This window comes from Nocardiopsis lambiniae, assembly GCF_031845465.1.
Taxonomy (GTDB): domain Bacteria; phylum Actinomycetota; class Actinomycetes; order Streptosporangiales; family Streptosporangiaceae; genus Nocardiopsis; species Nocardiopsis lambiniae.
This window is the reverse complement of the sequence record NZ_JAVREP010000001.1, coordinates 101,483-126,050: the sequence shown is the minus strand read 5'-3', so window position 1 is coordinate 126,050 and position 24,568 is coordinate 101,483. Positions and strand designations below refer to the sequence as shown.

Sequence of the window (24,568 nt, the reverse complement as noted above, 5' to 3'; positions counted from 1 at the left end):
CATTTCACTCATAACGGATCCTCGGGTCGAGAACGCCGTACAGGATGTCGGCGACGAGGCTGGCGAGCACCACGAGCGTGCCGCTCAACATGAGCCAGGACATGACCGCGAAGGCGTCATTGGTCTTGACCGCCTCGATGAAGAAGTAACCGAGGCCGCGCCATTGGAAGATCGTCTCGGTGATGACGACGCCCTCGATGATGCCCACGACGCCGATGGTCGCGACCGTGACCAGGGGGATGAGCGCGGTGCGCAGGGCGTGGCGGCGCACCACCACGCGGTTGGGCACGCCCTTGGCCCGGGCCAGGCGCACGTAGTCGCTGTTGAGCACCTCCAGCATGGAGGTGCGCTGGTAGCGGCTCCACGAGGCGAAGCTGGTGAGCATCAGGGTGACGGTGGGGAGCACGAGGTGACCGGCCGAGTCGAGGAAGTACTCCCAGTTGGTCATGTTGCTCACCCGGGCCGAGTTGGCGCCGATGGTGTAGAAGAAGCCGGTGCCCGTGGTCTGGTTGAACCACAGGCCGCCCTCCTTGATCAACGCGCCCAGCCAGAAGGTCGGCATGGCCAGGGCGAGGAAGCCGATGAAGGTCAGGGTGTAGTCGAGCTTGGAGTACTGCCGCATGGCGCTGACGACGCCGGAGAGGATCGCCAGCCCGAGGGCGGCGATGATGGCGGCGGTGACCAGGCGCAGGGTGACGGTGATGCTCGACGCCAGTTGCTCACCGATGTCGAAGGCGCCGCCACGGACGGAGGGGCCGAACTCGCCCTGGAGCAGGCCGATGTCACCGTTGCCTCCGATCCCCGTCATCCACAGCCAGTACCGTTCCGGGGTCGACCGGTCGAGGTAGTACCTGGCCTCGGCGGCGGCCATGACCTCTTCGCTGGGCGGCGGCTGTTGCAGCCGCAGATCCGCCAGAGGGTCCCCGCTGAGGTCCACCATGAGGAAGACGAGAACCGACGCCGCCAGGAGTACTGGGATCGCCACGGCGAGGCGACGCGCGGTGTATACGAGCATGGGAAGGTCCTTCGTTGAACGCTCCGGACCCGGGAAGGGGACCCCGCCCGACCGATGGTCCGGCCGGGCGGGGTCCCGCCCCGACCCCCGTGCCGCGCGATGCCGCGGGCACGGGGATCAGGGGTCGCCTTCCCTCGTCCTGAGGGGAGCGGAGTGGTCCGATGGGGCCGCTAGTTGACCGCGGTCCACTCGTGCTGGTTCCACAGGGCCCGACGGGACTGGGCGTTGTTGTCCGTGACACCGTCGATGTAGGCGGTGTCGTAGAAGTAGAACGCCGGGGTGTCCACGATGGGCAGGACGTAGGCCTGCTCGGCGACCAGGGCGGCGGCCTCGTTGGCGTACTCGGCGGACTCCTCCGGGCTGGAGGAGTTCATGGTCCGGTCCACCAGGGTGTCGACCTCTTCGACGTCCAGGCCGCCGAAGTTGCTGCCGCTCTCGCTGTGCCAGTACTGGTGCGGGGAGCCGTAGAAGTCCGGCGTGGTGCTCCAGCCGAAGAGCATGAGGTCGTAGTCGGCCTCGGCGAGGGTGCCGCCCAGGTCGTCGGTGGTCTCGATCTCGGCGGTGATGCCGATCTCGGACAGGTCGGCCTGGATCAGCTCGGAGATGATCTCGCGGGCGACGTGACCGGCGGTGTAGCGCAGGCGGAGCGCGGGGACGGCCTCGCCGTCCAGCTCCAGGGTGTCGCCGTTGAGCTCGTAGCCGGCCTCCTCCAGGAGTTCCAGGGCGGCGTCGGCGTCGCCGGCACCGTGACCGTGCTCGGTGATGGTGTCCTGGTGGAACTCACTGCTGGTGGAGAAGACGTGGTTGGTCCGCGGCGTGATGTCGGGGAACTTCTCGCCGTAGGTGCGGTCCGCGATGTTCTGGACGTCGATCGCGTTGAAGATGGCGTGGCGCAGGGCCTCGTCCTGGAGCGCCTCGTTGTTCATGTTGACGTCGAGGTGCTCCCAGCTGCCGCCGGAGTCGACACCGAACTCGATGTTCTCCAGGCCTTCGAGCTGGGTGATGACGTCGTCGGACCAGGAGGCCGGCGCGGCGCCCTGGACCTCACCGTTGGTGAGGGCGGGAACCCAGCTGCCCTCTTCGGTGTTGACCTCAAGGATGATCTCCCCGATGTCGGGGGTGTCGCCCCAGTACTCCTCGTTGGCGACCTTGACGGTGCGGCCGTCGAGCTCGGGGGTGCCGTCGAAGATGTACTCGGCGCCAGAGATCGTCAGCGGCGCGTCGTTGAAGAAGTGCGAGGACTCCAGCATGCCCTCGGGGGTGTCGAGGTCGATGCCCTCGGCCACCGCGACGTGGGCCGGGTAGAAGCCGTCGGCACCGAAGGTGAACCACCCGGGGAACTGGGCGTCCTCCTTCAGGGTGACGGTGACGGTCTTGCCGTCGTCCGAGCCCTCGACGCTCTCGATGAGCGATCCCAGGGTGGAACCGCGCGAGTTGCAGCCCTCGGCGCAGATCTCGTCGTCACCGCTGGTCATCTTCCACTGCCAGATGAAGTCCTCGGCGCTGATCGGCTCGCCGTCGCTCCAGTTGGCGTCCGGGTTGATCTGGTACTCCCAGGAGATCTGGTCGCCCTCGATCAGCTCCGGGGTGTTGACGATGAGGTCGGTGTTCCACTCCCACTGGCCCTCGGGGCTCCAGAAGCCGGGCACCGGGAGGACGCCGTGGAGCATCTGGATGACGTAGACGGAGCCACCCTCGTTGGAGTTGTGGTTCCAGGCGCCACCGGGCTGGTTGACGATCCAGGTGACCGAGTTCTCGCCGCCACCGCCGTTGCCCTCGTCCTGCGGGGGGGAACAGGCACCCAGAGCGAGCACCGCCGAAACACCGACGGCCGCAGCCCCCAGCATTTTCTTACGAATCTGCATCAGTCACACCCTTGATCACTAATACGAACCTTCGGCGGGGGGAGGGATGCTTCGCGCAGTCCCCACCGAACTTAGGCGATTAGTCGTTTAGAAGACCATCGAGTGAAATGTCTGTATAGCCCTAATGCCGGATTCGTGACCCATCCGCAACCGGTTCGCGCTCATCGACCCCGGGCGTCGACATCGCGGGTCAACACACCGGTAACAAGCCGGAGCCGTCAATGTTCGCGCAGGCCAGGGAGGCGCGGGCGGGACACCTTCACGCCCGGTGATTCGGACACGCCAGAAATGCGCCAACACAATGACTTTGCAGTCAACGGTGTTTACCCAAAAGTAAACAATGTTTGATCACGCACAGCCCTGGAGTGATTACTCCAGAAAAACGGACATAAGAACACAAACAGCGCATCGAATCGATGGGGGTCGGTAACGACCGAGGTGGGCCGCAGCATCTCCGAAGCCAGTGGTTCGACCACAAAACATGGGATGATGTGATGATAAAAAGACAAAGAGCCCCAATGCCCTCCAAAGGCCCAGGGGGCGGCGGAGCCGCCGCGTGGAGGACCCTTCGTCGAGGTGTCCGAAACCACCGTGGGCACCCTCGGAGAGCCGATAAAGTCGACAGCGGCGACCTCCGTCATCCACCCAGCCACCGCGAGAGAGGCCTCTGCCGTGTCCCAAACAGTGCGTCTGGTCTGCCCTTCGGGACGCAAGCACGCGGAGCTGTGGTCCGGCTACCTCCTGGCCGCGCTGGGCGCCGTGGCGATCGTGATGGACCCCGCCCACTGGGCCAACATCACGCTCGGTCTGCTCCTCGTCCTCCTCGGCGTGGGACTCGCCGTGCACGGCCACCTCATCAAGGCGCCCGTGCTGGAGATCTCCGACGGAGAGTTCCACTACCGGCGCGGCGCGTACGAGGTCAGCGTTCCCTTCGGCGACATCGGCTCCTACTACCTGCTGCCCGGCGGAGTGCGCTCCCTGGGCCTGTGCGACACCGCCGGCCGCCCCAAGCGCTTCCCCTCGCTCCGGAGCCGCCGGACCTCGCGCACCTACCTGCCACTGACCGGAATGACCAGCCCGGCCAAGGTCGAGTCGTTCATGGCGATGGCGGGCATCCCCCCGCGCAAGCGCTCACTGGCCTCCTGAGGCCCCCGGTGGGCGGGGCTCCGGACGCGGCTCCACGACGGTCCGGGTCACCCCGTTCACTCCCGTAACGGTCCGACCGAAAATTCATGACACCACGGTAGGTAGTCAGACTTCTCAGGCCACATCAGCCGAATCCGCACCACACGGCCCACGGACATACCCTCGCAAGCCCGGGTCCTCTACCCTCGATTGCGTGACGCAGTCCAGAATCACCGCCATCCTGACCGTAGCGGGAATGCTCGCGGCCATGTGGGTCTTCGAGATCCTCGACTTCCTGCTGTTCGGAGGGAGGCTCGACCACCGGTACGGCCTGTCCTCCTGGGACCTCGGGGAGCCGTGGACCGTGCTCACCGCCCCGTTCATGCACGGCAACTTCCAGCACCTCATCGGCAACTCGCTGCCGTTCCTCGTCCTGGGAGCGCTCGTCGCCTTCAGCGGCCTGTCCCGCTTCCTGCTCACCACACTGATCATCACGGTCGTCAGCGGCGTGGGCGTGTGGTTCTTCACCGCGCCGCCCTCCATCACCGTGGGCGCCAGCGGCCTGGTCTTCGGCTATTTCGGCTACACGGTGCTGCGCGGCATCATCGAGCGCAAGACCATCGACATCGTCATCATGATCTGCGTGGTGCTCTTCTACGGCACGATGATCTGGGGTGTCCTGCCCCAGTATCCCGGTGTGTCGTGGCAGGCCCACCTGTTCGGTTTCCTCGGCGGTCTGCTGGCGGCCTACCTGCTGCCCAAGCGCGAACGGCGACGCCCGATCGAGCAGTGGAAGCCCGGAGCCCAGGGCGGCTATCACGCACCCTGACCCGTCGACGACGAAGGGGCCCTCCCGTGCGGAGCGGCCCCTTCCCCATGTCCCCCGGCGGTCGGCGTGCGCGACGCGACCGTGCTCGGAGGACGTCCTAGAACTCCAGGCCCTCGGCGTCCTCGCCCAGGGTGCGCTCCAGGAAGTCGGTGTTGTCCTGGAGCCAGACGCGAGCGCCCTCCTGCGGGTCCTCGTACTCGTCCAGGGTGAGCGCCTCCAGCGAGGCCAGCTCGTCGTCGGTCATCTCCCACGTCTCCAGCCAGCCGGCCAGGTCCGGGTAGTCCTCGGTGAACCCGGAGCGGCCCACCGCGTGGATGGTCTCGGCGTCGCCCATGAGGCCCTCGGGGTCCTCCAGGTCCTTCAGGTCGTGCTTGGCGTAGGCCGGGTGCGGACGCCACAGGGTGACGACGATCGGCTCCTCCTCGGCGATCGCCGAGTCCAGCTCCGCCAGCATGGCCGCGGTGGAGGACTCGATCAGCTCGTAGTCGCCGTCCAGGCCGTAGCCCGGCATCGCCTCCTCCTTGGTGACCCGGGTCAGGCCGGCGCCCGGGTCGATGCCGACGATACGGCCGCCGAAGTCGTCGGCGCGGCCCTCAAGGTCGGCGATGGAGTCCACGTCCTCCACGTAGGAGGGGACCGTGATGGTCAGCCTGGCGTTGTCGTACCAGGCACCGAGGTCCTCCAGCTGGTCGCCGTAGTCCTCCCAGTAGTCGGCGTGGGTCACCGGCAGCCAGGTGTCGAGGAACAGGTCCACGTCGCCGTTGGCGGCGCCCTGGTACATCGGGGCGACGTCGACGTCGGTGACCGTGACGTCGTAGCCCTTCTCCTCCAGGATGACCTGCCACATGGCGGTGGTGGCGATGGCCTCCTCCCAGGCGATCAGGGCGATGTTGACCTCCTGGGCGTCACCGCCGCCCTCGCCCTCGGCGGGCCCCGTCAGGTCCTGGTCCCCACCGCCACAGGCGGTGAGGAGGAGGGCGGCGCTCATGCCGGCGGCGGACAGCGCGGTGGTGCGCTTGCGGGTGTACATCGTGGGATTCCTTCCCTAGGGGACTTCCGGTCCGGCGGGCCGTGTGCGGTGGGCCCGCCGGTGTGCGGGAACGTGCTCAGGCCGAGGTGACGGCCGCGCGTCCCTGCGGACTCTTGCGGGTGACCGCCGCGGTGAGGCGGTCCAGGAAGATGGCGAGGACGACCACCGCGATACCGGCCTCGAAACCGAGGGCGCCGTCGTTGCGGGTGATGCCCTGGTAGACCTGGCTGCCCAGGCCCCCGGCGCCGACCATGCCCGCGATGACGACCATGGACAGGCCCAGCATGATGACCTGGTTGACGCCGGCCATGATGGTCGGCAGCGCCAGGGGCAGCTGGATGCCCGTGAGGATCTTGTGGCCCGGGGCGCCGAACGCCTCTCCGGCCTCCACCAGTTCCCTGTCGATCTGGCGGATACCCAGTTCCGTGAGTCGGACGCCGGGCGGCATCGCGAACACGATCGTCGCGACCACGCCGGGAACCGCGCCGATGGAGAAGAAGAAGATCGCCGGGATCAGGTAGACGAACGCCGGCAGCGTCTGCATCAGGTCCAGGACCGGCTTGACGATCTTGCTGATCAGGTCGTTGTAGGCGGCCAGGACGCCGATCGGGATCGCGATGACCACGGCGATCGCGCTGGCCACGAGCACCAGTCCGAGGGTGTCCATGGCGTTGTCCCACTGGCCGACCGACGAGACCAGGGACAGCGCGAGCAGCCCGAACAGGCCCATCTTCCAGCCGGCCACCGAAAGCGCCAGCAGGCTCAGCAGCAGGATCATCAGCACCGACTTCGGGCCGGTGACCACGGCGGGCAACAGCAGCCAGCCCAGCAGCACGGTCGCCAGCCAACCGCCCACGACGATCGCGGTGCGGACCCGGGTGCCCCGGTCCAGGGCCGCGATGACGGTGACGGCCGCGAGGAACAGCAGCGAGACGCAGAAGTAGGCGTCGACGTACTGGTCGAACAGGTTCATCGCCCACAGGAAGAGCGCGGGCGGCATGTTGTTGATGATCGTGTCCCCCAGCGCGAACCACGCCTGGAGGATGTAGAGCAGCGAGACCGCCGCGACGGTCACGACCAGCGGGATCCGGCGGCTCCGCACCAGCGGGACCGCGATGATCACCGCGGCGATGAACGTCAGCTGCGCGGCGGCGGGGTCCGTGAAGAACCCCGACAGCAGGCCGACCGCCCAGCGGATGAATTCGCCGATGGCGTCGAAGAGACCGGAGAAGTGGGTCTTGAGCCAGGCGTTGAACGCGTTGAAACCCTCACCGATGGGCAGGGCGGGCGGGAAGTCGACGGGGGTCACTGTCGCTCCCTCCCGGACGCGAGGGCGGCGAGCACGGACGTTCGGGACACGACGCCCAGCACGCCGCCGTCCTCGTCGACCACGCGGAGGAACTCGGAGCCGGCCATGTCCGTGTACAGGTCGGCGATCGGGGTGTCGGCCCCGACCTGAGGCGCGGAACCGTCTGCGGCGGCCCGCGGGTCCAGGGCCGCGGACGCGGTCAGCACCCGGGTGCGGTCGACGTCCTCGGTGAACCGCTCGACGTAGTCGTTGGCGGGCTCGTTGAGGATCTCCTGCGCGGTGCCGATCTGGGCCACCCGGCCGTCGCGGAGCACGCAGATCCGGTCGCCCAGCCTCATGGCCTCGTTGAGGTCGTGGGTGATGAAGACGATGGTCTTGCCCAGGCTCTTCTGGAGTTCCAGGAGCTGGGTCTGCATGTCCCGACGGATGAGCGGGTCGAGGGCGCTGAACGCCTCGTCCATCAGGATGATGTCGGTGTCGGCGGCCAGGGCGCGGGCCAGACCGACGCGCTGCTGCATGCCGCCCGACAGTTGGTGGGGGTACTTGTCCTCCCAGCCGCCCAGACCCACCAGTTCCAGGGTCTCGCGGGCCCGTTCGGCCCGCTCGGGACGGGATTCGCCGCGCAGTTCCAGGCCGTAGGCGGCGTTCTCCAGAACCGTGCGGTGCGGTAGGAGCGCGAAGTGCTGGAAGACCATGCTGATCTTCTCTCCGCGCAGCCTCAGCAGGTTCTTCTTGCTCAGGGTCGTGATGTCGACACCGTCGATCTCGACCGCGCCCGAGGTGGGCGGCAGGAGTCCGTTGAGCATGCGGATCAAGGTGGACTTGCCCGAACCGGACAGGCCCATGACCACGAAGATCTCACCGGGTTCGACGTCGAAGGAGACGTCGATGACCGCGGCTGTCACGTCGAGGTCGGCGATGGTGTCACGGTGGCTGCCGTCGGAGAGCCGTTGAACGGCCGTTCCGGACTGTCTACCGAACACCTTGTACAGATGGTCTGCTCGTACTGCTGGCACGGTCTCCTCTACGGGGCTGTCCCGGCCGCGGAGCAGGCGCGGTCATCCGATCGCCGGCCCGCGGCTCCCTCAGGCGGCCGGCTCGCGCAGAGTCCCCCGATTGCGCGCCCCTCTCGGGGTCGGACCAGCACCTGGTTCACGTCGGGGGGCCACGTTACCGAGATGCGTACGCACAGTTCAGGCGCTTGATAACCAGCAGATAACATGTTTAAACGGCATAAAACCGGTCCGTCGACTTATGCCGGGGGTCAGCGTTCTCCCAGGACAGCGATATGTGATCTATACCACACACCATCACAAAGTGACCTTGGTCACCTATAGCTGACAAGAGCACCACAGGACGGTCCGTACCAACATGACAACATAGCGTGATCGATCGTGTGCGCGACAGACCCCGGTCGAAAAGAACCGGGGTGCCGCGTCAGGGCTCGATGCGCGTACGGCTGAACTTCAGGTGCGACCGCGAGGGGGTCGGCCCGCGTTGCCCCTGGTAGCGGGAACCGTACTCCGCGGAACCGTAGGGGTGCTCCGCGGGCGAGGTCAGCCGGAACATGCAGAGCTGGCCGATCTTCATGCCGGGGTACAGCTTGATCGGCAGCGTCGCCACGTTGGACAGTTCCAGCGTCACGTGGCCGGAGAACCCGGGGTCGATGAAACCGGCCGTCGAGTGGGTCAACAGCCCCAGCCGCCCGAGGGAGCTCTTGCCCTCCAACCGGCTGGCGATGTCGTCGGGCAGGGTGACCACCTCGTAGGTGGACGCCAGCACGAACTCGCCGGGGTGCAGGACGAAGGCGTCATCGGGATCCGCCTCGACCAACCGGGTCAGGTCCGGCTGCTCCGTCGAGGGGTCGATGTGCGGGTACTTGTGGTTCTCGAAGACCCGGAAGAAGCGGTCGAGCCGCACGTCGATGCTCGACGGCTGGACGAGGCCGGGGTCGAAGGGATCGATCCGGACCCGCCCGGCATCGATTTCGGACCTGATATCGCGATCGGAGAGCAACACGCTCCGAACCTACCGCCTGCACGGGCCACCAGGAGCGATGCCGGAGGAACACCGGACGAACACGGAGCGCCGACACGGACCCCGTCACCGACTTGCCGTCGGGGCCGGGAAGTGGGCTAGGATGACAGTGGTTGACCGGCCGTTGAAACGCCGGGATACAACGCGGATGTAGTTCAATGGCAGAACTTCAGCTTCCCAAGCTGATAGCGCGGGTTCGATTCCCGTCATCCGCTCCGTTCGAAAGACGGCTCCTGGGCTGCGAGCACCGCTCGCACACCAGGGGCCGTCTTCGTGTTCAGGGTGCACCGGAGTGCGCTCACGAGTAGGACGCCCGCGCTGACCGGTCGCCGGCCCGCTCAGGTGCTCTCGACGGAGTCGAGGATCCTGGCATCCGGGGTTCCGACCAGGGCCGGGGCGTTCTCGCTTGACGACCAGACCCTGGTCCGCAGGAACCCCAGGAAGGCCTCCGCCTCGTCGGCGGTAGAGAAGTCCAGGTCGATCACGACGTACTCCCGGTCGTCGACCGGACGCTGAATCCTGTGCCGGAGCACCCCGGACCGCTCTCGGAACTCGGCGAAGCGGTCGAAGGCCGTCTTCCAGAGAACGAAGTCCGTAACGGCGTGTTCGATGTGCAGAGTCGGCATGACTCCCCCTCTTCCGGATCGTGTGTCACCTCGATCCTGGGGCCGTCGGCGGCTGTTTCCCATCCCAGAAATCTGGGGTCACCGGGAGAATCCGCGGGACATGGCCCCCGGAACCGTCGAGGACCTTGCAGGGTAGCCTCAGAGCATGGTCGGAACTGCGGTCTGGCTCCGGTCACGGGGACGGATCCAGCACATCTGTGAGTCTGCGGGAGATGCGCGGGAGCTGCGACTGCGGCTTCTGGAGGAGATCCGCCGTGTGGTCGGCTTCGATGCCTACGCCTTCCTGCTGACCGATCCGGAAACGTCGGTCGGCTCCCTTCCACTCGCGGATGTCCCCTGTCTGCGGGAGCTGCCCCGCCTGATCCGCCTGAAGTACCTCACAGCACTCAACCGGTGGACGACGCTGAAGGCGTCGGCCCCCGTCGCATTGCTCCAGGAGGCGACCGGAGGCGATCCCTCGCACAGCCTCCTGTGGCGAGAACTGCTCAGGGAGTACCGGATCAGCGACGTGGCCTCGACGGTGTTCCGGGACCGATCAGGGTGCTGGGGCTTCCTGGACCTGTGGCGATCAGACGCCGCAGCCCGGTTCAGCCCGGCCGAAGCCGCCTATCTGGCCCACATCGCCGATGCCGTGACGGGTGCCCTGCGTCGCTGCCAGGCGGATACTTTCAAGGCCTGTGGCCCGCACCCTCCTCGCCCGGGCCCTGTGGTACTCCTGCTCTCCGGTGAGTTGCAAGTGCTCGGACAGACCCCCGAGACGCACGAGTACCTGCGAGTGCTCGTCCCACCAGAACGGGGACGCACACCGATCCCGGCGACCGCCTACAACGTGGCCGCGCAGCTCCTGGCCTTCGAGAGCGGCGTCGACTCTCACCCGCCCTCCGCACGGGTGCACCTGTCGGACGGGCTCTGGCTGACCCTGCGCGCGGCCCGGATCGGGAGCGCTCAGCCTCCTGGGACGCGCGGCATCGCGGTCACGATCGAGGAGGCCTCACCCCGGGAGCGTGTGGAGGTGTTCACCCGGGCCTTCGGCCTCAGCGCCCGTGAGGCCGAGGTGCTGGGCCACCTGGTGGCCGGAGCCGACACCCGTGAGGTCGCGGGCCGGATGTTCCTGTCCGAGTACACCGTGCAGGACCATCTGAAATCGGTGTTCTCGAAGACCGCCGTGCACAGCCGCCGCGCCCTGTTGGCGCGCGCTCTGGGCAGCTGATCCACGGGGATCCCGATTCCCTCGGGCTGCTGGACGTGGTCGGCCTCCGGATCGGCGGAACCGGGGAACCGCGAACCGGTTCCGCCGCGCGAAGGAGATCGGCCAGCGCTGCGATCAGCTCCCGAGCCGGGGAGTCGAGCACGGCGGAGCCAGGCCTCGATCACCTCTGCCGGGCCTGGAGCTCTCCTGAACGACGTTGCCGTTTCCGAACGAGGCCGCTGTGCCTGAGCGCTTCGGGGACTCAGCCGTCCTGTGAGGAACCGTGCGGTGAAGGCCGTCACCACACTTCCGCCCATGCTGGCCACGCCCCGTCCCCTCACCGGATCCATCAACCTCACCGGCTGCATCCGAGCAGGTCCGGATCGTCCGGACTGGATTGCAACGAGTCCAGATGCACCCGTGAGGGTGCACCAGGGTGGCGAAGGTGGTGCACCCGGAGGGTGGACGGGGGCCGGTGCAACGCGGGGGAACCGGGGGCAACCGGGTGACGGGCAGCGGTGCGGCCTGGGGATTCTCGTATCTGCGCAGGTCGGCGGGCTGGCGGTGGGTGGTTCGATTCCCGTCATCCGCTCCGTTCGAAAGAAAGCCCCTGAAGTGCGAGAACGCATCGCACACCAGGGGCCGTTTTCGCGTTCAGGGTGCACCAGCGGGTGCACGGGCCCGACGACCGGCACCGGATGACGCACCCAGCTCCCGTCATCCACACGCCACGAGGGCGCCCCCGAACACGCGTACCTCTCCGCGCCCAGCACGAAAGATCTCCGGAGATCTTCAGCGGATTCGCTTTGATCCGGCCGCCACCCAAGCGATGGTCTGCACCATGGCGACCATCGGCCAGCGCGAACTCGCAGGTGGCATGGCCCGTTACTGGGTCAAATGGCGGCTCGGCGGCACCCGCGACGGCGCACCCCGGTCCGAACCGTTCGACAGCCGGTAGCCGACGCCCGCACCTTCAAATTCCACGTCAAGGTCGCCGGACACTGCATGGCACGTCTCGGACGCGGTGAGACGGTCGAGGACCTCACCCGCGCGCTCGATGGCCGCCCCGTTGGAACTCGGGCGCGCCGAGGCCGGACTGCGTACCGATCTGGCCTTGGCTTATACCCCCCACGGCGACACCACGCAGGCCCACTGAAAGGCACGGCGTGCCGCAGAGCCGTCGGACACGTCAAGCTCTGGCCGTCGACGGGCCCGACTGGCCCGACTGCCCCCCAGGGAACGGTCTCAGGAGGCGAGGATGTGGAGCAGGACGACAAGCGTGCCTGAGCTCTGGATGCGCCCCTCGGAGATCAGGCTGCGGACCTTGGCCAGAGGCACCCATTCGTAGACGCCCTCGTCGAACTCGGTCGGCTCCGCCACCAGCTCGGCGTCACGGCCGACGAACACATGGTGGGGGTTGCGGACCGTGCCGATCATCGGCTCGAAGGTGGCCACGTGCTCCACCGAGCCGACCCGGTGGCCGGTCTCCTCCAAGGCCTCGCGTACAGCGGTCTGCTCCGGTGTCTCCTCGGGGTCCAGGAGGCCGCCGGGCAGCTCCCACCCCCACACGTCGGGCACGAACCGGTGCCGATAGCTCATCAAGACGTGCTCGCCAGACCGGTCCAGGACGGCGATCACCGCGGCCGAGGGGAGCGTGACCGTGTGGTGCTCGAACCTGTCCCCGGAGGGTGTGGTGATGTCCGCCTTGCCCAACCGCACCCACCGGTTGTCGTACAGGGTGCGCTCCCCATGCACCACCCACCGGCCCTGCTCATCCTCGCCACCGCCCATCCCCCGAAACTACCGTGGCGCCCAAAACCTGTGACGAGGAAGAGTTGGCGGCCCGATCGATGCGGTCGGCGAACTCTGCGGGTATCTCACCAGGAGCACGTGATCACCCCGTTTGGCAACGCCCTTCATAGCCACCGGCGCCGCAACCCGACACACCTCAGGGGCGGTGTCACTCCCGCACGTAGCGACCTGAGACTTTCACAATTTATTCGAGAACCGCATTCCAGTATTCAAACCCTTCCACTTCGGGCTCTTAGCCAGCACTCCATTTGCCAAAGAAAAGATTGTCCAGATATTCATCCCCCCTCCTTCTGAAATCAGAGCCCTCGCCTCTCGACAGACCACCGGGGAGATTTCCCGCAAACCCTAGCTGGGAATGAAGATGTCAGAAATCCCGCTTCCTTCAATGATCCAATCCTGATGCAGGTACACCGTGAACAGGTGGCAGAGGCTCGCGCATTCTTCATTTGCTTTTTTCGCGAGATATCAAATACTTTGAAATTTTCACCAAGCGCGCAATGGCGCAGGAAAGTTTTACAAACAAGGAAAGCACGCCTGGCCTCTAATTCGCTATTTTCGCTACTGCCTTCTTCCTGGAAGTCCAACTGAAGTACCTGTGGGGCCCTACTCCTCTCGCAGCTGGCTGATCCGTTCACGGATCCAATCTGAAATGACTTCGGGATCCCGGGGGAACTTCTCCAGCTCGAAGGCGTAACTACCCGGCGAGGCGGGGAGAGGGTGAACCCCCAGTTCTTTGTCGTAGTAGAAATCTACCTTGAAGTCGCCAGGCTTTTTTATATTAATCGACATGGCGAGCCACGTTCCCTTGCCCTCCTGGTACATTTCAATCTTCAGGGCCCTTGCCTTTTTGTCAACAGGCCGCGGATGGCGCTTCCTCACCGCTTCCCCAGTGTCAAAGGTCACGATATTCTCACTTGCCGCCACCCCTCCGATGTACTCGTACCGGAAATTCATCGAAACCCATCCTTCGGGAGCAACCTCGACAAGCTCAAGGACCATTTCCCGGACCAATTCCTGCTGTTGGATCGGATCCATAATAAATTCTCTCTTCACTTAAAAGATCGCGGAGGATGATTATCATACGTCAGCCTCGACTGATCGACTCCGTTCAGCGACCAGTCCACCACTATCTCCGAAGGCGGGGCTCCTAAGTGGCTCATTTCCGTAGGACGATTACTCTCGTAATTTCTGGCTTGGCTGGTTAGATCTGGGCGGTCCTGGTATTCGCGCCTTTCATACTCTGGAAGGCTATCGTCATATTCAACTTCCATACGAAATGTGATTCGGGGGTCTTCGCCAGCGAGACTCAACCAAGGAGCCGTGAGGGCTGGCTTCCCTCCCGGCTGCTGCTCCGCGTAAGCTGTGCTATAAGCCCTACCGAGAGTCCCTTCGTCTTTCTTGAGGATCCCGTTCCAAAGATATTCAAGACGACCCCAGTTCTCGTAGAAATCTCGACTCTGGCCAGGGTGGTTCAAGGACTTGAGCATCGGGATGATGTTGATCCTCTCACCGGGACCACCGAACATGTTGCTCGCGACCAGGTGCCCGCCCTGCCAACTGGCTTCATCATATTTATATTCCGTGTCATCGCGCTTATTGTACTCGCTGAAGTAGTTCCTGCCCTCATGGCCGATGGGTGTCTGTTCGTTGTTCCGCGACTCCCTTCCCGGCCTGAGCTCGCCCTCGATGGAGATCGTCCTGGAATTGTCATCCGTCCCATAGACGAACTGCCCACCCGTCTTCGGATGGTCAACGTAGTACATCGCGTTCGGCCTGGGGTAGACGAGCTCGGGATTTCCATCGGCACTCGATGAGGACCGCGTTTCAACATGGACGATGCGGCCATCGGCGTCTGTGATGAAAACGCCTCTCCCCTCGACCCGGTACAGGGTGTGTGAGTCGAGCTTGACCTCCTCCCCATCCTCACCGGTCCCGAACCGCTGTCTTTCTCCAGGAGAACGGGAGTCTCCCACATCGATCGTCTGCGTGTGCTCGTACGAAGGACGGTGGGCAGCACCGTTATAGGGATTGCGTTCTCGCCACCAGTCCAATGCGCTCTCAGCGACCCTGTCCAGACCGGACAGGTCGTCACCCGGACTAAAACCTGACTCGGGCTCGGGGATGCCCCACTTCTCCCACAGCTCGAATCCGCCGTCGGCTTCAGGGTCCCTCCAAGGCGAGATGTCGTCCGCGCCGTTCCTCTCAGAGGTCCCTTCGTACTGATCGTTGTTCCACAGTTGAGGATCGCGAGAGCGGTACGGCACACCCTCTTCCATCAGACGGGCCTTGACGTACTCGTGTGCGACCAGGTTGCGGAAGGCAGCGCTCTCGGAGGCGTTCAAGGTGCCCGTCTCCGCCTTGCGCCACAGATCGGCGACTTGTTCCACGGGCGCGAAGCGACCCGTTCGCTGACGCCCGTCCGGCGGAGAGGGAACATCGACATGCTCGCGGAGGAACAGGTGCTGCTTGACCTCGTAGATCACGTCCCGGTTCAAGCCGGTGTTCTCGGAGATATGGTCGACGTCGCCATCGTTAGCGCGGATTTCACCGTACTGCTTCAGCGCCCAGGCGCTCTGTGGGACGTCGACATAGCGGTTGCCCTCACCATCGAAATAGGTACCGGTCTCGTCCCGATATCCCAAATCGACGCGGTGGTTATCGGAGTCATAGAACCCGTCCCCGGCTTCCATGTTGGCGCGGGGGTTACCCACATCGGCGATTCCGCCGGATCTTTGGACGTACTCCGGCGGTTGCTGCTCCGGAGCGTCCGGACCGTTCGGCAGTCCGCCTCCACCTCCGCCCGTACCGATACTGGTGCGACCACGTCCGGAGCCGGAACCGGTTTCAATGACGGTGGTGCCTCCACCGTGGGGGGTGTGAGGGGAGCTGCCAACGCTGCCGGTGGCGTTGGTGATGGTTCCGTCGTGGTGGGCAGTGATCTCGTTGCCCGCGCTGTCGACCTCGACCCGTTGGCCGTCCTGGGCCTCGATGCGGGGCGGGTCGGTCTCGTAGCGCTGGACCGGGGTGTCGTTGACCGTGGTCCAACTTTCGGGAACCTGGGAGGCCACCCACAGGTCCTCCGCGTCGCGCAGCGCGTCTTCCAGCTCGCGGCGGGACTCCGGGTCCAGGCCGTCCAGGAACTCCTGGCCCGCAGCCAACCCGGCGGCGGTCGGGTCGGCGGGCCGATCCGCGTCGGAGTGACCGTCCCCGACCGGGCGGATGTCGTTCGACGGCGCGTGGGTGTCCTGATCGCGCAGGGCCTCCAACCCGGTGATCAGCGCTCGCAACTTCTCAGGGTCGAACCCGAACGCCCGCAGCGTGTCCTCGTCCAAGGAGATCACCGGGGTGGTCCCACCGGAACCACCACCCGAACCCCCCGAGCCCCCGTGGCGTCCGGAGGCCGCGTTGTCGATCAGTTCCCGCACGGCGCCGGTGAGACCGTTGTGACCGCCGCCGAGCCCGTCCAGGATCTTCAATCCCTTGTAGGCCAGCAGCGGCACCCCCACCACCGCCCCCACCCCGGTCGAGGACAGCGCCACACCCGCCGCGATCGTGCCCACGTTCAGCAGCGCGGTCGTGATCACGTACGCGGGCCGCTCCTCCCACTCCTCCCACGGCACGATGGCGTGCGCCGCCTCCACCGCCGTGTCCCACGCGATCTCGCGGCTGCGCTCCCAGCTCTGGAAACCCCAGTGGTCGATCTCGGCGTCGTACAACCCCACCGCGGCGCCCGCGCCCTGGACCACACCCCACCAGTGGGCCTCGACGTTGGTCCCCCACTCGAAGTCCCACCCCCCGGCCCCGTGCATCCCGACCATGCCGCCGGCGTTCTCCAGGATCCCGCCGCCGAAGTCCCAGGCCGCGTGCTGGACGTCCCAGAACCAGTAGTGGTCGACACCGACCTTGGGTTCGCCCCAGGCGTTCTCCAACTCCTCGGTGATCTCGGTGAACCCGTAGGCGATCTCACCCCCGCGCAGCCGGGTGGACCCGTCCGGGTTCACGGCCGTGTACCGGCGTGCGCTGAACAGCGCGACGATGGCGTTGGCGCACTCGGCCTCGGCGGCCATGAAGTCGTTCTGGATGCGGATCTTCTCGGAGTTGATCCGCGAGTACTCGGTGTACTCCTCGCTCTCCTGCCCCAGCAGGGTGCCCTTGGCCCAGTCCTCGTCGTCGGCGACCCGGGCATTGAAGCGGCGCGCGTCCCCTTGCAACGCCCACGCCTGACGACGGAGCTCGCGGGCGCGTTCGGCGAAGGTGCTCAACGCGGTGGCCGCCGTGCCCAGGGCGCCGTCCACCTCCCCGGCGTCCTCGGGGACCGAGTCCACCGCCGAGAACAGGAGTTCGGCCTCGGGGGCGCTGTAGCAGGAGGACAGTCCCGCCCAGGCGGTGTGGATGTCGGCCGCGCCCTCGACGATGTCGGTGCCGTCGCCCTTGAGATCGCCGGCGGTGTACTCCAGGCGGTCCGGGTCGGTGGCGGGGACGAAGAAGGCGCTCGGGTCGAAGGGGGCTGTGCCCACAGGTCACCGCTCCAAGGGGTGTGGGGGTGGGGTCGGGTGCTCGGGGTCCGGGAGCGGGGCGGGGGCCGGCGGGGTCAGTGGTAGAGGGGTTGGTGGCCCGAACCGGCCCCGGGGGTGACCTCGGTGGCCGGTTCCTTGGCGGCGTTGGCCTGGGCCTCGGCGGCCATCTCCAGGTTCCCCTCCATATAGTGGGTGGTGGCCTCATAGGCTCCCTCGACCGCCCGCAGGGTGGTACCGGCCATGTCGCCGAGCACGCCGAAGTAGTGCTCGGCGAACCGTCCCAGGGCATCGGAGACGATGCCGCTGCCGCATTCCTCGACGGCGTTGCCCAGATGGGTCTCCAGCTGGGACAGCTCCCGGGTCAGGCCGCTGCCGCCCTCCTCATCGCCCAGATGGCCCAGGGTCGCCTCCAACACGCCGCCGACCTGCACGGGATCGATATCCCACGAGCTCATCGGACTCCTCCTTGCATTCCCGAGAACCACTCCACGCAGAAACCATCGGATGCTTCGCCATCACCGACCTGGCCGATTCCGGCCACCTCCTGTTGTGTGCGAACGGCCGTCATCACCGCACGGAACAGCAACGGGCGAAGCGCCTGTTCAAGCTACTTTTCAGGGGTTTTCACCACCCCGGAGCCGCCCGATCCGACAAACCGCCGGACCACGCGGCCGGGTCGTGCGGAGAGCGATCCCCTGTCGGCGGAAGGACATCGTGACGAGCTTCCTTTCGCCACCGGGACCCCGTTCCACCAGGCCGGACTTCACCCGTTCACCCCTTCTGCGCACTTCACCGCGATAAATGATTCCTGTTGCCTCTTCGGGCGTATTATGCCGAACGGTAGGGACAGAGGGTGACCGAGTCCGTGCGCACGGCGTTCCTGTCGTGATGCCATGGAAATCGATCGCCCTGTCCGGATCCGTGCGCCTTATCCGGTCATGACCTGGCCGACCAGCCGGGGCCGGGGCCGGGGTCGCGCACTCCCGTTCGAGGGTGCGGACGGGTACACCGAAGCGTCCTCCACAGAGGGTGCGACATGCGACATGCTCAGGCCCCCGCAGGAGCACGCTCGTAGTCGCGGGGGCGCGCTGCGGGCCGGGCCGTGCGGGCCGTGCGGTCGGGTTTCAGCCCTGCCCGTCGGCGAACCGCTGCGTGCCGAGCACCGCCAGCAGCTTCAGCTTGCTCGCCGCCTCGGAGCGCGGCGGCGCGGTCAGTACGAGCAACGTCTGTGACTCGTCCTCGGTGAACAGCGCCTGGCAGTCGACCTCGATCTTCCCGATCTCGGGGTGAATCAGCACTTTGTGGTCCTCGAAGCGCCTGCTCACCTCGTGTGCCTCCCAGAGCTGGGCGAACTCCGGACTCCGGCCCGTCAGCTCGCGGACCAGGTCGCCCGCCCGCGAGCGCGGGCCCATGGACCCGTACGCGGCCCGGAGCGAGGCGACCTGCGCCCGGCCCTGACGGTCCCGGTCGTCCTCCGGGTAACGCCACCGTTCCTGCTCCGGATGCACGAACCAGCGGTAGATGGCGCTGCGCTCCCAGCCGACCAGGCCGCCGGTGTCGCCGAACAGGGCGCGCGCCGGGTCGTTCTGCACCAGCGACCGCCCGAGGGCGTCGAGGATCAACGCCGGGGTGTCGGTCAATCGGTCGAGCACCCGCAGCAGGCCTGGCGCCACGTAGTCGGACGTCGTCACACGGTCCGGCGCGCTGTGCCCTGCCGTGTGGAACAGGTAGTCGCGCTCGTCGGGCGTCAGCCGCAGGGCGCGAGCGATCGAAGCGAGCATCTGGGTGCTCGGCTGCGGACCGCGGCGCTGTTCGAGCCGGGTGTAGTAATCGGTCGACATCACCGCCGACTGCGCGACCTCTTCGCGGCGCAGACCCGGTGCGCGGCGACGCGGGCCCGGGCTCAGCCCCACGTCCTCGGGCTGGAGCGCTTCCCGGCGCCGGACGAGGAAGTCTGCGAGTGCCTCACGATCCATCCCGTCAGTATCGTCGCCACCGACAGGGGAGATCCAGGGATCGCCGATCCCCCGACAACCGCTCTCTGGTAGGTGCACCGGCACCGGCCAAGACTTGAGCCATGCAGATCAGCGGAAACACCATCTTCATTCCCGGTGCCACCAGCGGTATCGGCCTGGCCCTGGCTCTCGCGCTCCAAGCCCGGGGCAACGAGGTCATCATCGGCGGCCGCCGCACCGAGCTGCTCGAACAGATCACCGCCGAGCACCCCGGCATCCACGCCTACCGGATCGACACCACCGACCCCGAGAGCATCGCCACGGTCTCCCAACGGGTCATCGCCGAGCACCCCGACGTCAACGTGCTCATCCCGATGGCCGGGATCATGCGCGTCGAGGACTGGACCCGCGCGGAGGGCTTCCTCGCCTCGTCCGAGGAGGTCATCACCACCAACCTGCTCGGGCCGATCCGGCTCATCTCCGCGTTCGTCGAGCACCTGCGGACACGCCCGGACGCCACGATCCTGACCGTCTCCTCCGGTCTGGCGTTCACCCCGTTGCGGGTGACGCCCAGCTACAACGCCAGCAAGGCCGCCATCCACATGCTCAGCGAGTCGATCCGCCTCCAGCTCGCGGATACGAGCGTGCGCGTCATCGAACTCGAGCCGCCGTCGGTCGCGACCGACCTGTTGCCCGGACAGCGCGACAGCGCCGCCGCGATGCCGCTGAACGAGTTCATCGCCGAGGTGGTCGAACTCCTCGTGTCCGAGCCGGACGCGACGGAGATCCAGGTCGAGCGGGTCAAGTTCCTGCGGTACGGCGAGGCTCGCGGGGACTACGACCAGGTCGTCGTGGCGCTCAACGCGTCCGACCCGCACTGACAGGCGGGCTCCGGCGGTGGTCGCGACACCCTGGTTCTCGGGGGGTTGCGACCACCGTGTCGTTTTCAGAGGCAGAGCGTTCAGAACCGAGTTCGTGTGACGGATCGACGAAGCCGGGAACCCGACACGCTCACGCTGGGCGGTTCGATTTCCGTCATACGCTCCAGACAGGCGTACGGGCGGGCGGCTCGGTGGGAGCCGAACCGCCCGGCCCTGCTGCGCCGGCCGAGGAATCCGGGCCGTCCGGAAACCGGGTCGACGCGGTCGCGGCCGGGGCATTCGAGACGGACACGCTCGTCGCCGTGGGCGACCCGGATCGCCCGGGCGAGGCGACGGCCGCGATCCCGCTGCGACGTGCGGGTCGTCCGGAGGGGACCGCCGCCGCGATCGCCCGGTCGTCCCCCCGCGTCCGCCCACACGACCGGGACCGTGCCGGGCCGGGTGGAGACCGGCTCCGGACTCCGGCGTTTCGCGGAACGGCGGAGGGGCAGAGTTCTCCGCACAGGAGGTTGCCCCCCGTGGAGACGACGCCCTTGGTCCTCTTCGTCCTGGTGGTGATCGTGGTGGCCGTGGGCACCACGATCGCCGTCCGCTCCTCGATCCTTCCCTCACGCCGCACGGCCCGGCTCAGGAGACGCTTCGGCGCCGAGTACGAGCACGCGGTGCGGATCCACGGTGACACCGAGACCGCCGAACGCGACCTGACCGCGCGCCTGTCCCGCCGCGCCGAGCTGCGACTGCGGGCCATCCCCGAGGACCTGCGCGACGGCCACGTGCGGGCCTGGATCGCTGTCCAGCAGGGGTTCGTCGACGACCCGGAACGCTCCGTGCGCGATGCCCGGGCCGTGATCGCGGCGATCGCCCTCGACCTCGGGCATTCCCCCGGCGAGGACTTCGAACGCCTGCTGGACACCCTGTCGGTGGACCATCCGGAGGAGGTCGCCGAGGTGCGTCGTATCCGGGACGACGACACGGGGGGCACCGAACACCTGCGCGGATCGCTGGTGGCCCACCGGCGGCTCGTGGACGCCTTGTTGGGCGGGATCGACACGGTGGGCCGGGGATCGGAGACGCAACGTTGAACCACTCCGAAGCGGACACGGGCCGCCGGGTGCGGTGGACCCTGCGGGCGCACGAAGGGGGTGCGCGGGCGGCGCGCTCCGTGGCACGACGGAAGGCGGACACGATGGAACACCCGACCGACGAGGTGGTACCGGTGCGGGCCGAGGTGCGCGCGCCGACAGTGGAGGACGGTTGGCGGCCCCGGCCGCGCGGGGTGGACACGGAGCTGGCCCGACGGCGCCTGGACGGCGCGATCACCGGTTTCGTGGACGACCCCGGGAGCGCGGTGCACGAGGCGGACGCCCTGGCCTCGGAGGTCGCCGACGCGCTGGTGGCCGAGATCGAGTCCCGCCGGGCGGCGTTGCGCGCCGCGTGGGACGAGGGCGCCGACACCGAGACGCTGCGGTTGGCGTTGCTGTCCTACCGCGCCTTCGTGCGGAACCTGGTCGGAGACGCCCGGTAGTCAACGGGTCGAGGGGGACCGCGGGGGGCGGTGGCGCCCGCACGCCGACCGACGCGACCGTTCGGGCACCCGGGAGGCCGTGGCCGCGCAGGCCCCGCAGGCCGCGCCGAGAGACGCCTCCGATGCGTTCACCGCTTGCGAAAAAGCCCGCGCGAACTGCGAAGACTCTATCTCACGATGGTAACGGTCGATAATCACAGACCGTTCCTTCGAGTCGACGGAAATAATCCGAGAGGGGACCTCGGCCATTTTTACTGCCGATGCGAAGGACACCTCGGGCAAGGCTCGGGGCGGCCCCTCCACCACCCGACACGACCGGAGAAGAGTACTCTGAAGTGCCGGTATCCTCTGTTTCTTCGCCCCGGACCACCTGGATCCACACAGGGGATCGGCGAATTTTTCCCGCCTTCACCTGCGATGATCCCCCCATGTCGCATATTCCGCTGTTTCACCGAAAAAAGCACGGGCAGTGGATGACGACATAGGAGGTGCACTCGCATGGACACGACGATTCTCATCATCATCGGCGTGGTGGCCATTGTGGTCATCGGTGTCGGAGCGGTGCTGATCTTCGGGACGTCCAAGATCCCGTTGGGGAACACCACTCGACTGAAGAAGCGCTTCGGCGCCGAGTACGATCACGTGGTCACGGCGCACGGCGACGACACGAAGGCTGCCGAGAGGGAACTCTCCGCCCGCCTCGATCGCAACGACAAGATCCGGCTCCGCACCCTCACCGACGAGGAGCGAGCGCGCCACCGGGACGCGTGGCTCGCCGTTCAGCGGGAGTTCGTGGAGAACCCCGAGCGTTCCGTCCAGGACTCCCGCAGGGTCCTGACGGCCGCCATGACCGATCTGGGGTACCCGGTCGAGCCGTCGGGGACGGACACCCAGGGCTTCGAACACCATCTGGCGGACCTGTCGGTGGACCACGGTGACGAGGTCGCCGCCGTTCACAGAGCCGAGGGGCCGGGCACGGACACGGACACCACCGGCACCGAGCGGCTGCGCGAGGTCCTGATGGCCCACCGCAACCTGCTGGACGCCATGCTCGACGGTCCTTCGCGACCGCGACGGGCGGGCGGCCTGGTGCCGAAGGCACGTAACGGACGGGAATCGGAGGTAGCGCGATGAGAGGTTCCGAGAACATCACCGGCGACACCGAACGACGGGAAGGCGCGCGACGCCGGACCGGCGAGCGGACCGGCCCGCCCACCAACGACACGGGTGCCGCCCGTCCCATGGGGCGAGGCAGCGGAACCGGGGCCGGGCGGACGGACACGGCTCCCGTGGCGGTCGACGCCGAGGTGCGCGACCCCGGGACGACCGGGACCACCGTGCCCGCTCAGGGCACCGCACGCACCGGCCCCGCGGTGAACGACGAGAGGCACGGTAAGGCCACGACCGCCACCGACGGAACGCGCTCCGAGGGCCGGGACACGCCGGTCGAGGGCGACCGGGACCGGAGCGGATCGCGGCAGGACGCGGGCCGCGATCGGGTGCGCGAGCGCCTGACCACGGCGATGAACGGTTTCGTGGACGACCCCGGCAAGGCCGTGGGCGAAGCGGACGCGGTGGTCGACGAGGCGACCGAAGCGGTGATCTCCCGGCTCCGGGAGCGCCGTTCGGGCCTGCGGTCGGCCTGGGAAGAGGGGGCCGACACCGAGCGACTCCGGCTGGCGCTGCGGGAGCACCGCGCGTTCGTCGACGACCTGCTCGACGGCCGCTTCTAGGCGGCGCGCCTTCGGGGGAAGACGCACGGGAGCACGGACGCCCCGGGACCGAGGTCCCGGGGCGTCCGTCATGTCCGCCCGGAGGGCCTCGGGGTGGTGGGGCGATGACCGCCGGCGCCGCCGTGCCCGACGACCGGCCGATGTGCGGTGTGCCCGCCCGGGCCGACGAGTTGTAGCATCGTGGCCGGATCTTCCCTGTCCGCGTGTCCCCCCGTGCCGGAGAAGGCCGTGCGACAGGGCTTTGCGGCACACACGGGAGCGGATGTCCATGGACGTTGAAGAAACCCAGGTCATGAGCAGGACCGGGGAGTTCACCACCACCCTGAGCTGGCAGGAGTCCGTGCGCGGCCGGGTCGCCGCGGCCATGGACCGCTTCTCGGGTCCGATCGCCGATCTGGTGGCGCGCGACGCCAATGAAGGGGACACCCGTCTGCTCATCGCCGATTTCTTCAGTGTCGGTCTGAACTTCAGCAAGTACCAGGACCTCACCACCGAGTACCGCACGAGCGGGGAGTCCAACGACTACGCGATCGTGCTGGACGGGAAGCTCTTCGCCCCGGTGGAGGTGCGCGGGATCGGCCAGGAACTGGATCTGCGCAACATCCAGATGGCCCGCCGGTTGGCCGCCCAGGAGGGCGCGGAGTGGATCTTCCTGACCAACGGTCGGATCTGGCGGGTCTACCACCTACGCCCCGAGGGTTCGGGCACCCGACCGGTCGTGGTGGTCGACGCGGACCTGAGCGACCCCGACGCCTACCACCGCAACCTGGACCAGTTGTTCCACCTCACCCGTGAGGCCATCGCGCACGGCCGACTGGACGCCCTGCGCCGGTGGCGCGAGGCGGTGGAGGCGGCCCCGCTGTCCGGTCTGGTGACCGAGGACTCCGTGGTGGCGGCGGTGCTGAACGAGTTGCGTGAGAGCACCGGGCACCCCGGGCACGCCGGCGACGCCGAGGAGGTCCGCGAGGTCCTGGGCGAGCAGGTGATCGCGCGCGGGCTGTCCGCGACCCCGCCTTCGGAGGAGTGACCGCGGCGGCCCGTGGGGAAGGCCGACGGCGCCCTCCCCCACGGGCCGTTCCGACCGCGTCGTTCCGGGGAGTCGGGCGCGAACCGACGGGGA

General features: G+C 67.3%; 22 protein-coding genes and 1 tRNA gene. 11 read left to right on the top strand and 12 right to left on the bottom strand.

The window, feature by feature from the left end:
* Positions 1-4: 4 nt before the first annotated feature.
* Both RM479_RS00525 and RM479_RS00520 read right to left on the bottom strand, forming a co-directional pair.
* On the bottom strand, positions 5-1,015 hold the full coding sequence (locus RM479_RS00525; protein ID WP_274812695.1) for an ABC transporter permease: 1,011 nt from the start codon (positions 1,013-1,015) through the stop codon (positions 5-7).
* A gap of 170 nt (positions 1,016-1,185) precedes the next feature.
* A complete protein-coding gene (locus RM479_RS00520; protein ID WP_311509669.1) occupies positions 1,186-2,880 on the bottom strand; it encodes an ABC transporter family substrate-binding protein in 1,695 nt (564 codons plus the stop codon).
* 672 nt (positions 2,881-3,552) lie between these two features.
* Between RM479_RS00520 and RM479_RS00515 the strand changes: the two genes are divergently transcribed.
* Positions 3,553-4,026 carry a hypothetical protein gene (locus RM479_RS00515; RefSeq protein ID WP_274812697.1) on the top strand — a complete coding sequence of 158 codons (474 nt, stop codon included), beginning with the start codon at positions 3,553-3,555 and terminating at the stop codon, positions 4,024-4,026.
* Between the two features lie 193 nt (positions 4,027-4,219).
* The gene (locus RM479_RS00510) at positions 4,220-4,834 is read left to right on the top strand and encodes a rhomboid family intramembrane serine protease (protein WP_311509667.1); all 615 of its coding nucleotides are present in this window, start codon (positions 4,220-4,222) and stop codon (positions 4,832-4,834) included.
* A 97-nt stretch (positions 4,835-4,931) separates the two neighbouring features.
* On the opposite strand, the gene RM479_RS00505 is transcribed toward RM479_RS00510, so the two are convergent.
* The 4 genes from RM479_RS00505 to dcd form a co-directional block, all read right to left on the bottom strand.
* Complete coding sequence (locus RM479_RS00505) at positions 4,932-5,864, bottom strand: glycine betaine ABC transporter substrate-binding protein (RefSeq protein ID WP_274812699.1); 933 nt, start codon at positions 5,862-5,864, stop codon at positions 4,932-4,934.
* A 76-nt stretch (positions 5,865-5,940) separates the two neighbouring features.
* Positions 5,941-7,173, bottom strand: a complete 1,233-nt coding sequence (locus RM479_RS00500) for an ABC transporter permease (RefSeq protein ID WP_311509664.1) — start codon at positions 7,171-7,173, stop codon at positions 5,941-5,943.
* On the bottom strand, positions 7,170-8,165 hold the full coding sequence (locus RM479_RS00495; RefSeq protein WP_311510397.1) for a quaternary amine ABC transporter ATP-binding protein: 996 nt from the start codon (positions 8,163-8,165) through the stop codon (positions 7,170-7,172). The genes RM479_RS00500 and RM479_RS00495 overlap by 4 nt, the downstream gene beginning before the upstream one ends.
* 445 nt (positions 8,166-8,610) lie before the next feature.
* Positions 8,611-9,192 (bottom strand): dCTP deaminase, encoded by a 582-nt coding sequence (gene dcd / locus RM479_RS00490; RefSeq protein ID WP_311509662.1) that lies wholly within the window; start codon positions 9,190-9,192, stop codon positions 8,611-8,613.
* A gap of 162 nt (positions 9,193-9,354) precedes the next feature.
* On the opposite strand from dcd, the gene RM479_RS00485 reads away from it, so the two are divergent.
* Positions 9,355-9,425, top strand: a tRNA-Gly gene (locus RM479_RS00485).
* Between the two features lie 123 nt (positions 9,426-9,548).
* Here the strand turns inward: RM479_RS00485 and RM479_RS00480 are convergent.
* On the bottom strand, positions 9,549-9,836 hold the full coding sequence (locus RM479_RS00480; protein WP_311509661.1) for a hypothetical protein: 288 nt from the start codon (positions 9,834-9,836) through the stop codon (positions 9,549-9,551).
* A 145-nt stretch (positions 9,837-9,981) separates the two neighbouring features.
* On the opposite strand from RM479_RS00480, the gene RM479_RS00475 reads away from it, so the two are divergent.
* A complete protein-coding gene (locus RM479_RS00475; RefSeq protein ID WP_311509660.1) occupies positions 9,982-11,046 on the top strand; it encodes a helix-turn-helix transcriptional regulator in 1,065 nt (354 codons plus the stop codon).
* Between the two features lie 808 nt (positions 11,047-11,854).
* The gene (locus RM479_RS00470; RefSeq protein ID WP_311509659.1) at positions 11,855-11,983 is read left to right on the top strand and encodes a hypothetical protein; all 129 of its coding nucleotides are present in this window, start codon (positions 11,855-11,857) and stop codon (positions 11,981-11,983) included.
* A 287-nt stretch (positions 11,984-12,270) separates the two neighbouring features.
* On the opposite strand, the gene RM479_RS00465 is transcribed toward RM479_RS00470, so the two are convergent.
* The 5 genes from RM479_RS00465 to RM479_RS00445 form a co-directional block, all read right to left on the bottom strand.
* Positions 12,271-12,816, bottom strand: a complete 546-nt coding sequence (locus tag RM479_RS00465) for an NUDIX hydrolase (RefSeq protein WP_311509657.1) — start codon at positions 12,814-12,816, stop codon at positions 12,271-12,273.
* Positions 12,817-13,440: 624 nt separating this feature from the next.
* Positions 13,441-13,872, bottom strand: coding sequence for an immunity protein YezG family protein (locus RM479_RS00460; RefSeq protein WP_311509656.1), 432 nt, complete (start codon positions 13,870-13,872; stop codon positions 13,441-13,443).
* Between the two features lie 14 nt (positions 13,873-13,886).
* Positions 13,887-17,354, bottom strand: coding sequence for a DNA/RNA non-specific endonuclease (locus RM479_RS00455; protein WP_311509655.1), 3,468 nt, complete (start codon positions 17,352-17,354; stop codon positions 13,887-13,889).
* A 74-nt stretch (positions 17,355-17,428) separates the two neighbouring features.
* Entirely contained in the window at positions 17,429-17,809 is a 381-nt protein-coding gene (locus RM479_RS00450) for a DUF6507 family protein (protein WP_311509654.1), read from the bottom strand.
* 669 nt (positions 17,810-18,478) lie between these two features.
* The gene (locus tag RM479_RS00445; protein WP_311509652.1) at positions 18,479-19,330 is read right to left on the bottom strand and encodes a helix-turn-helix transcriptional regulator; all 852 of its coding nucleotides are present in this window, start codon (positions 19,328-19,330) and stop codon (positions 18,479-18,481) included.
* A gap of 101 nt (positions 19,331-19,431) precedes the next feature.
* Between RM479_RS00445 and RM479_RS00440 the strand changes: the two genes are divergently transcribed.
* The 6 genes from RM479_RS00440 (at position 19,432) to RM479_RS00415 (ending at position 24,475) form a co-directional block, all read left to right on the top strand.
* A complete protein-coding gene (locus RM479_RS00440) occupies positions 19,432-20,190 on the top strand; it encodes an SDR family oxidoreductase (protein WP_311509650.1) in 759 nt (252 codons plus the stop codon).
* Between the two features lie 518 nt (positions 20,191-20,708).
* Positions 20,709-21,272 carry a hypothetical protein gene (locus RM479_RS00435; protein ID WP_311509649.1) on the top strand — a complete coding sequence of 188 codons (564 nt, stop codon included), beginning with the start codon at positions 20,709-20,711 and terminating at the stop codon, positions 21,270-21,272.
* Between the two features lie 104 nt (positions 21,273-21,376).
* Positions 21,377-21,715, top strand: a complete 339-nt coding sequence (locus RM479_RS00430; RefSeq protein ID WP_311509648.1) for a hypothetical protein — start codon at positions 21,377-21,379, stop codon at positions 21,713-21,715.
* 498 nt (positions 21,716-22,213) lie between these two features.
* Positions 22,214-22,849 carry a hypothetical protein gene (locus RM479_RS00425; RefSeq protein ID WP_311509647.1) on the top strand — a complete coding sequence of 212 codons (636 nt, stop codon included), beginning with the start codon at positions 22,214-22,216 and terminating at the stop codon, positions 22,847-22,849.
* Positions 22,846-23,448 carry a hypothetical protein gene (locus tag RM479_RS00420; protein WP_311509646.1) on the top strand — a complete coding sequence of 201 codons (603 nt, stop codon included), beginning with the start codon at positions 22,846-22,848 and terminating at the stop codon, positions 23,446-23,448. The genes RM479_RS00425 and RM479_RS00420 overlap by 4 nt, the downstream gene beginning before the upstream one ends.
* A 268-nt stretch (positions 23,449-23,716) precedes the next feature.
* A complete protein-coding gene (locus tag RM479_RS00415) occupies positions 23,717-24,475 on the top strand; it encodes a hypothetical protein (RefSeq protein WP_311509645.1) in 759 nt (252 codons plus the stop codon).
* Positions 24,476-24,568 lie beyond the last annotated feature (93 nt).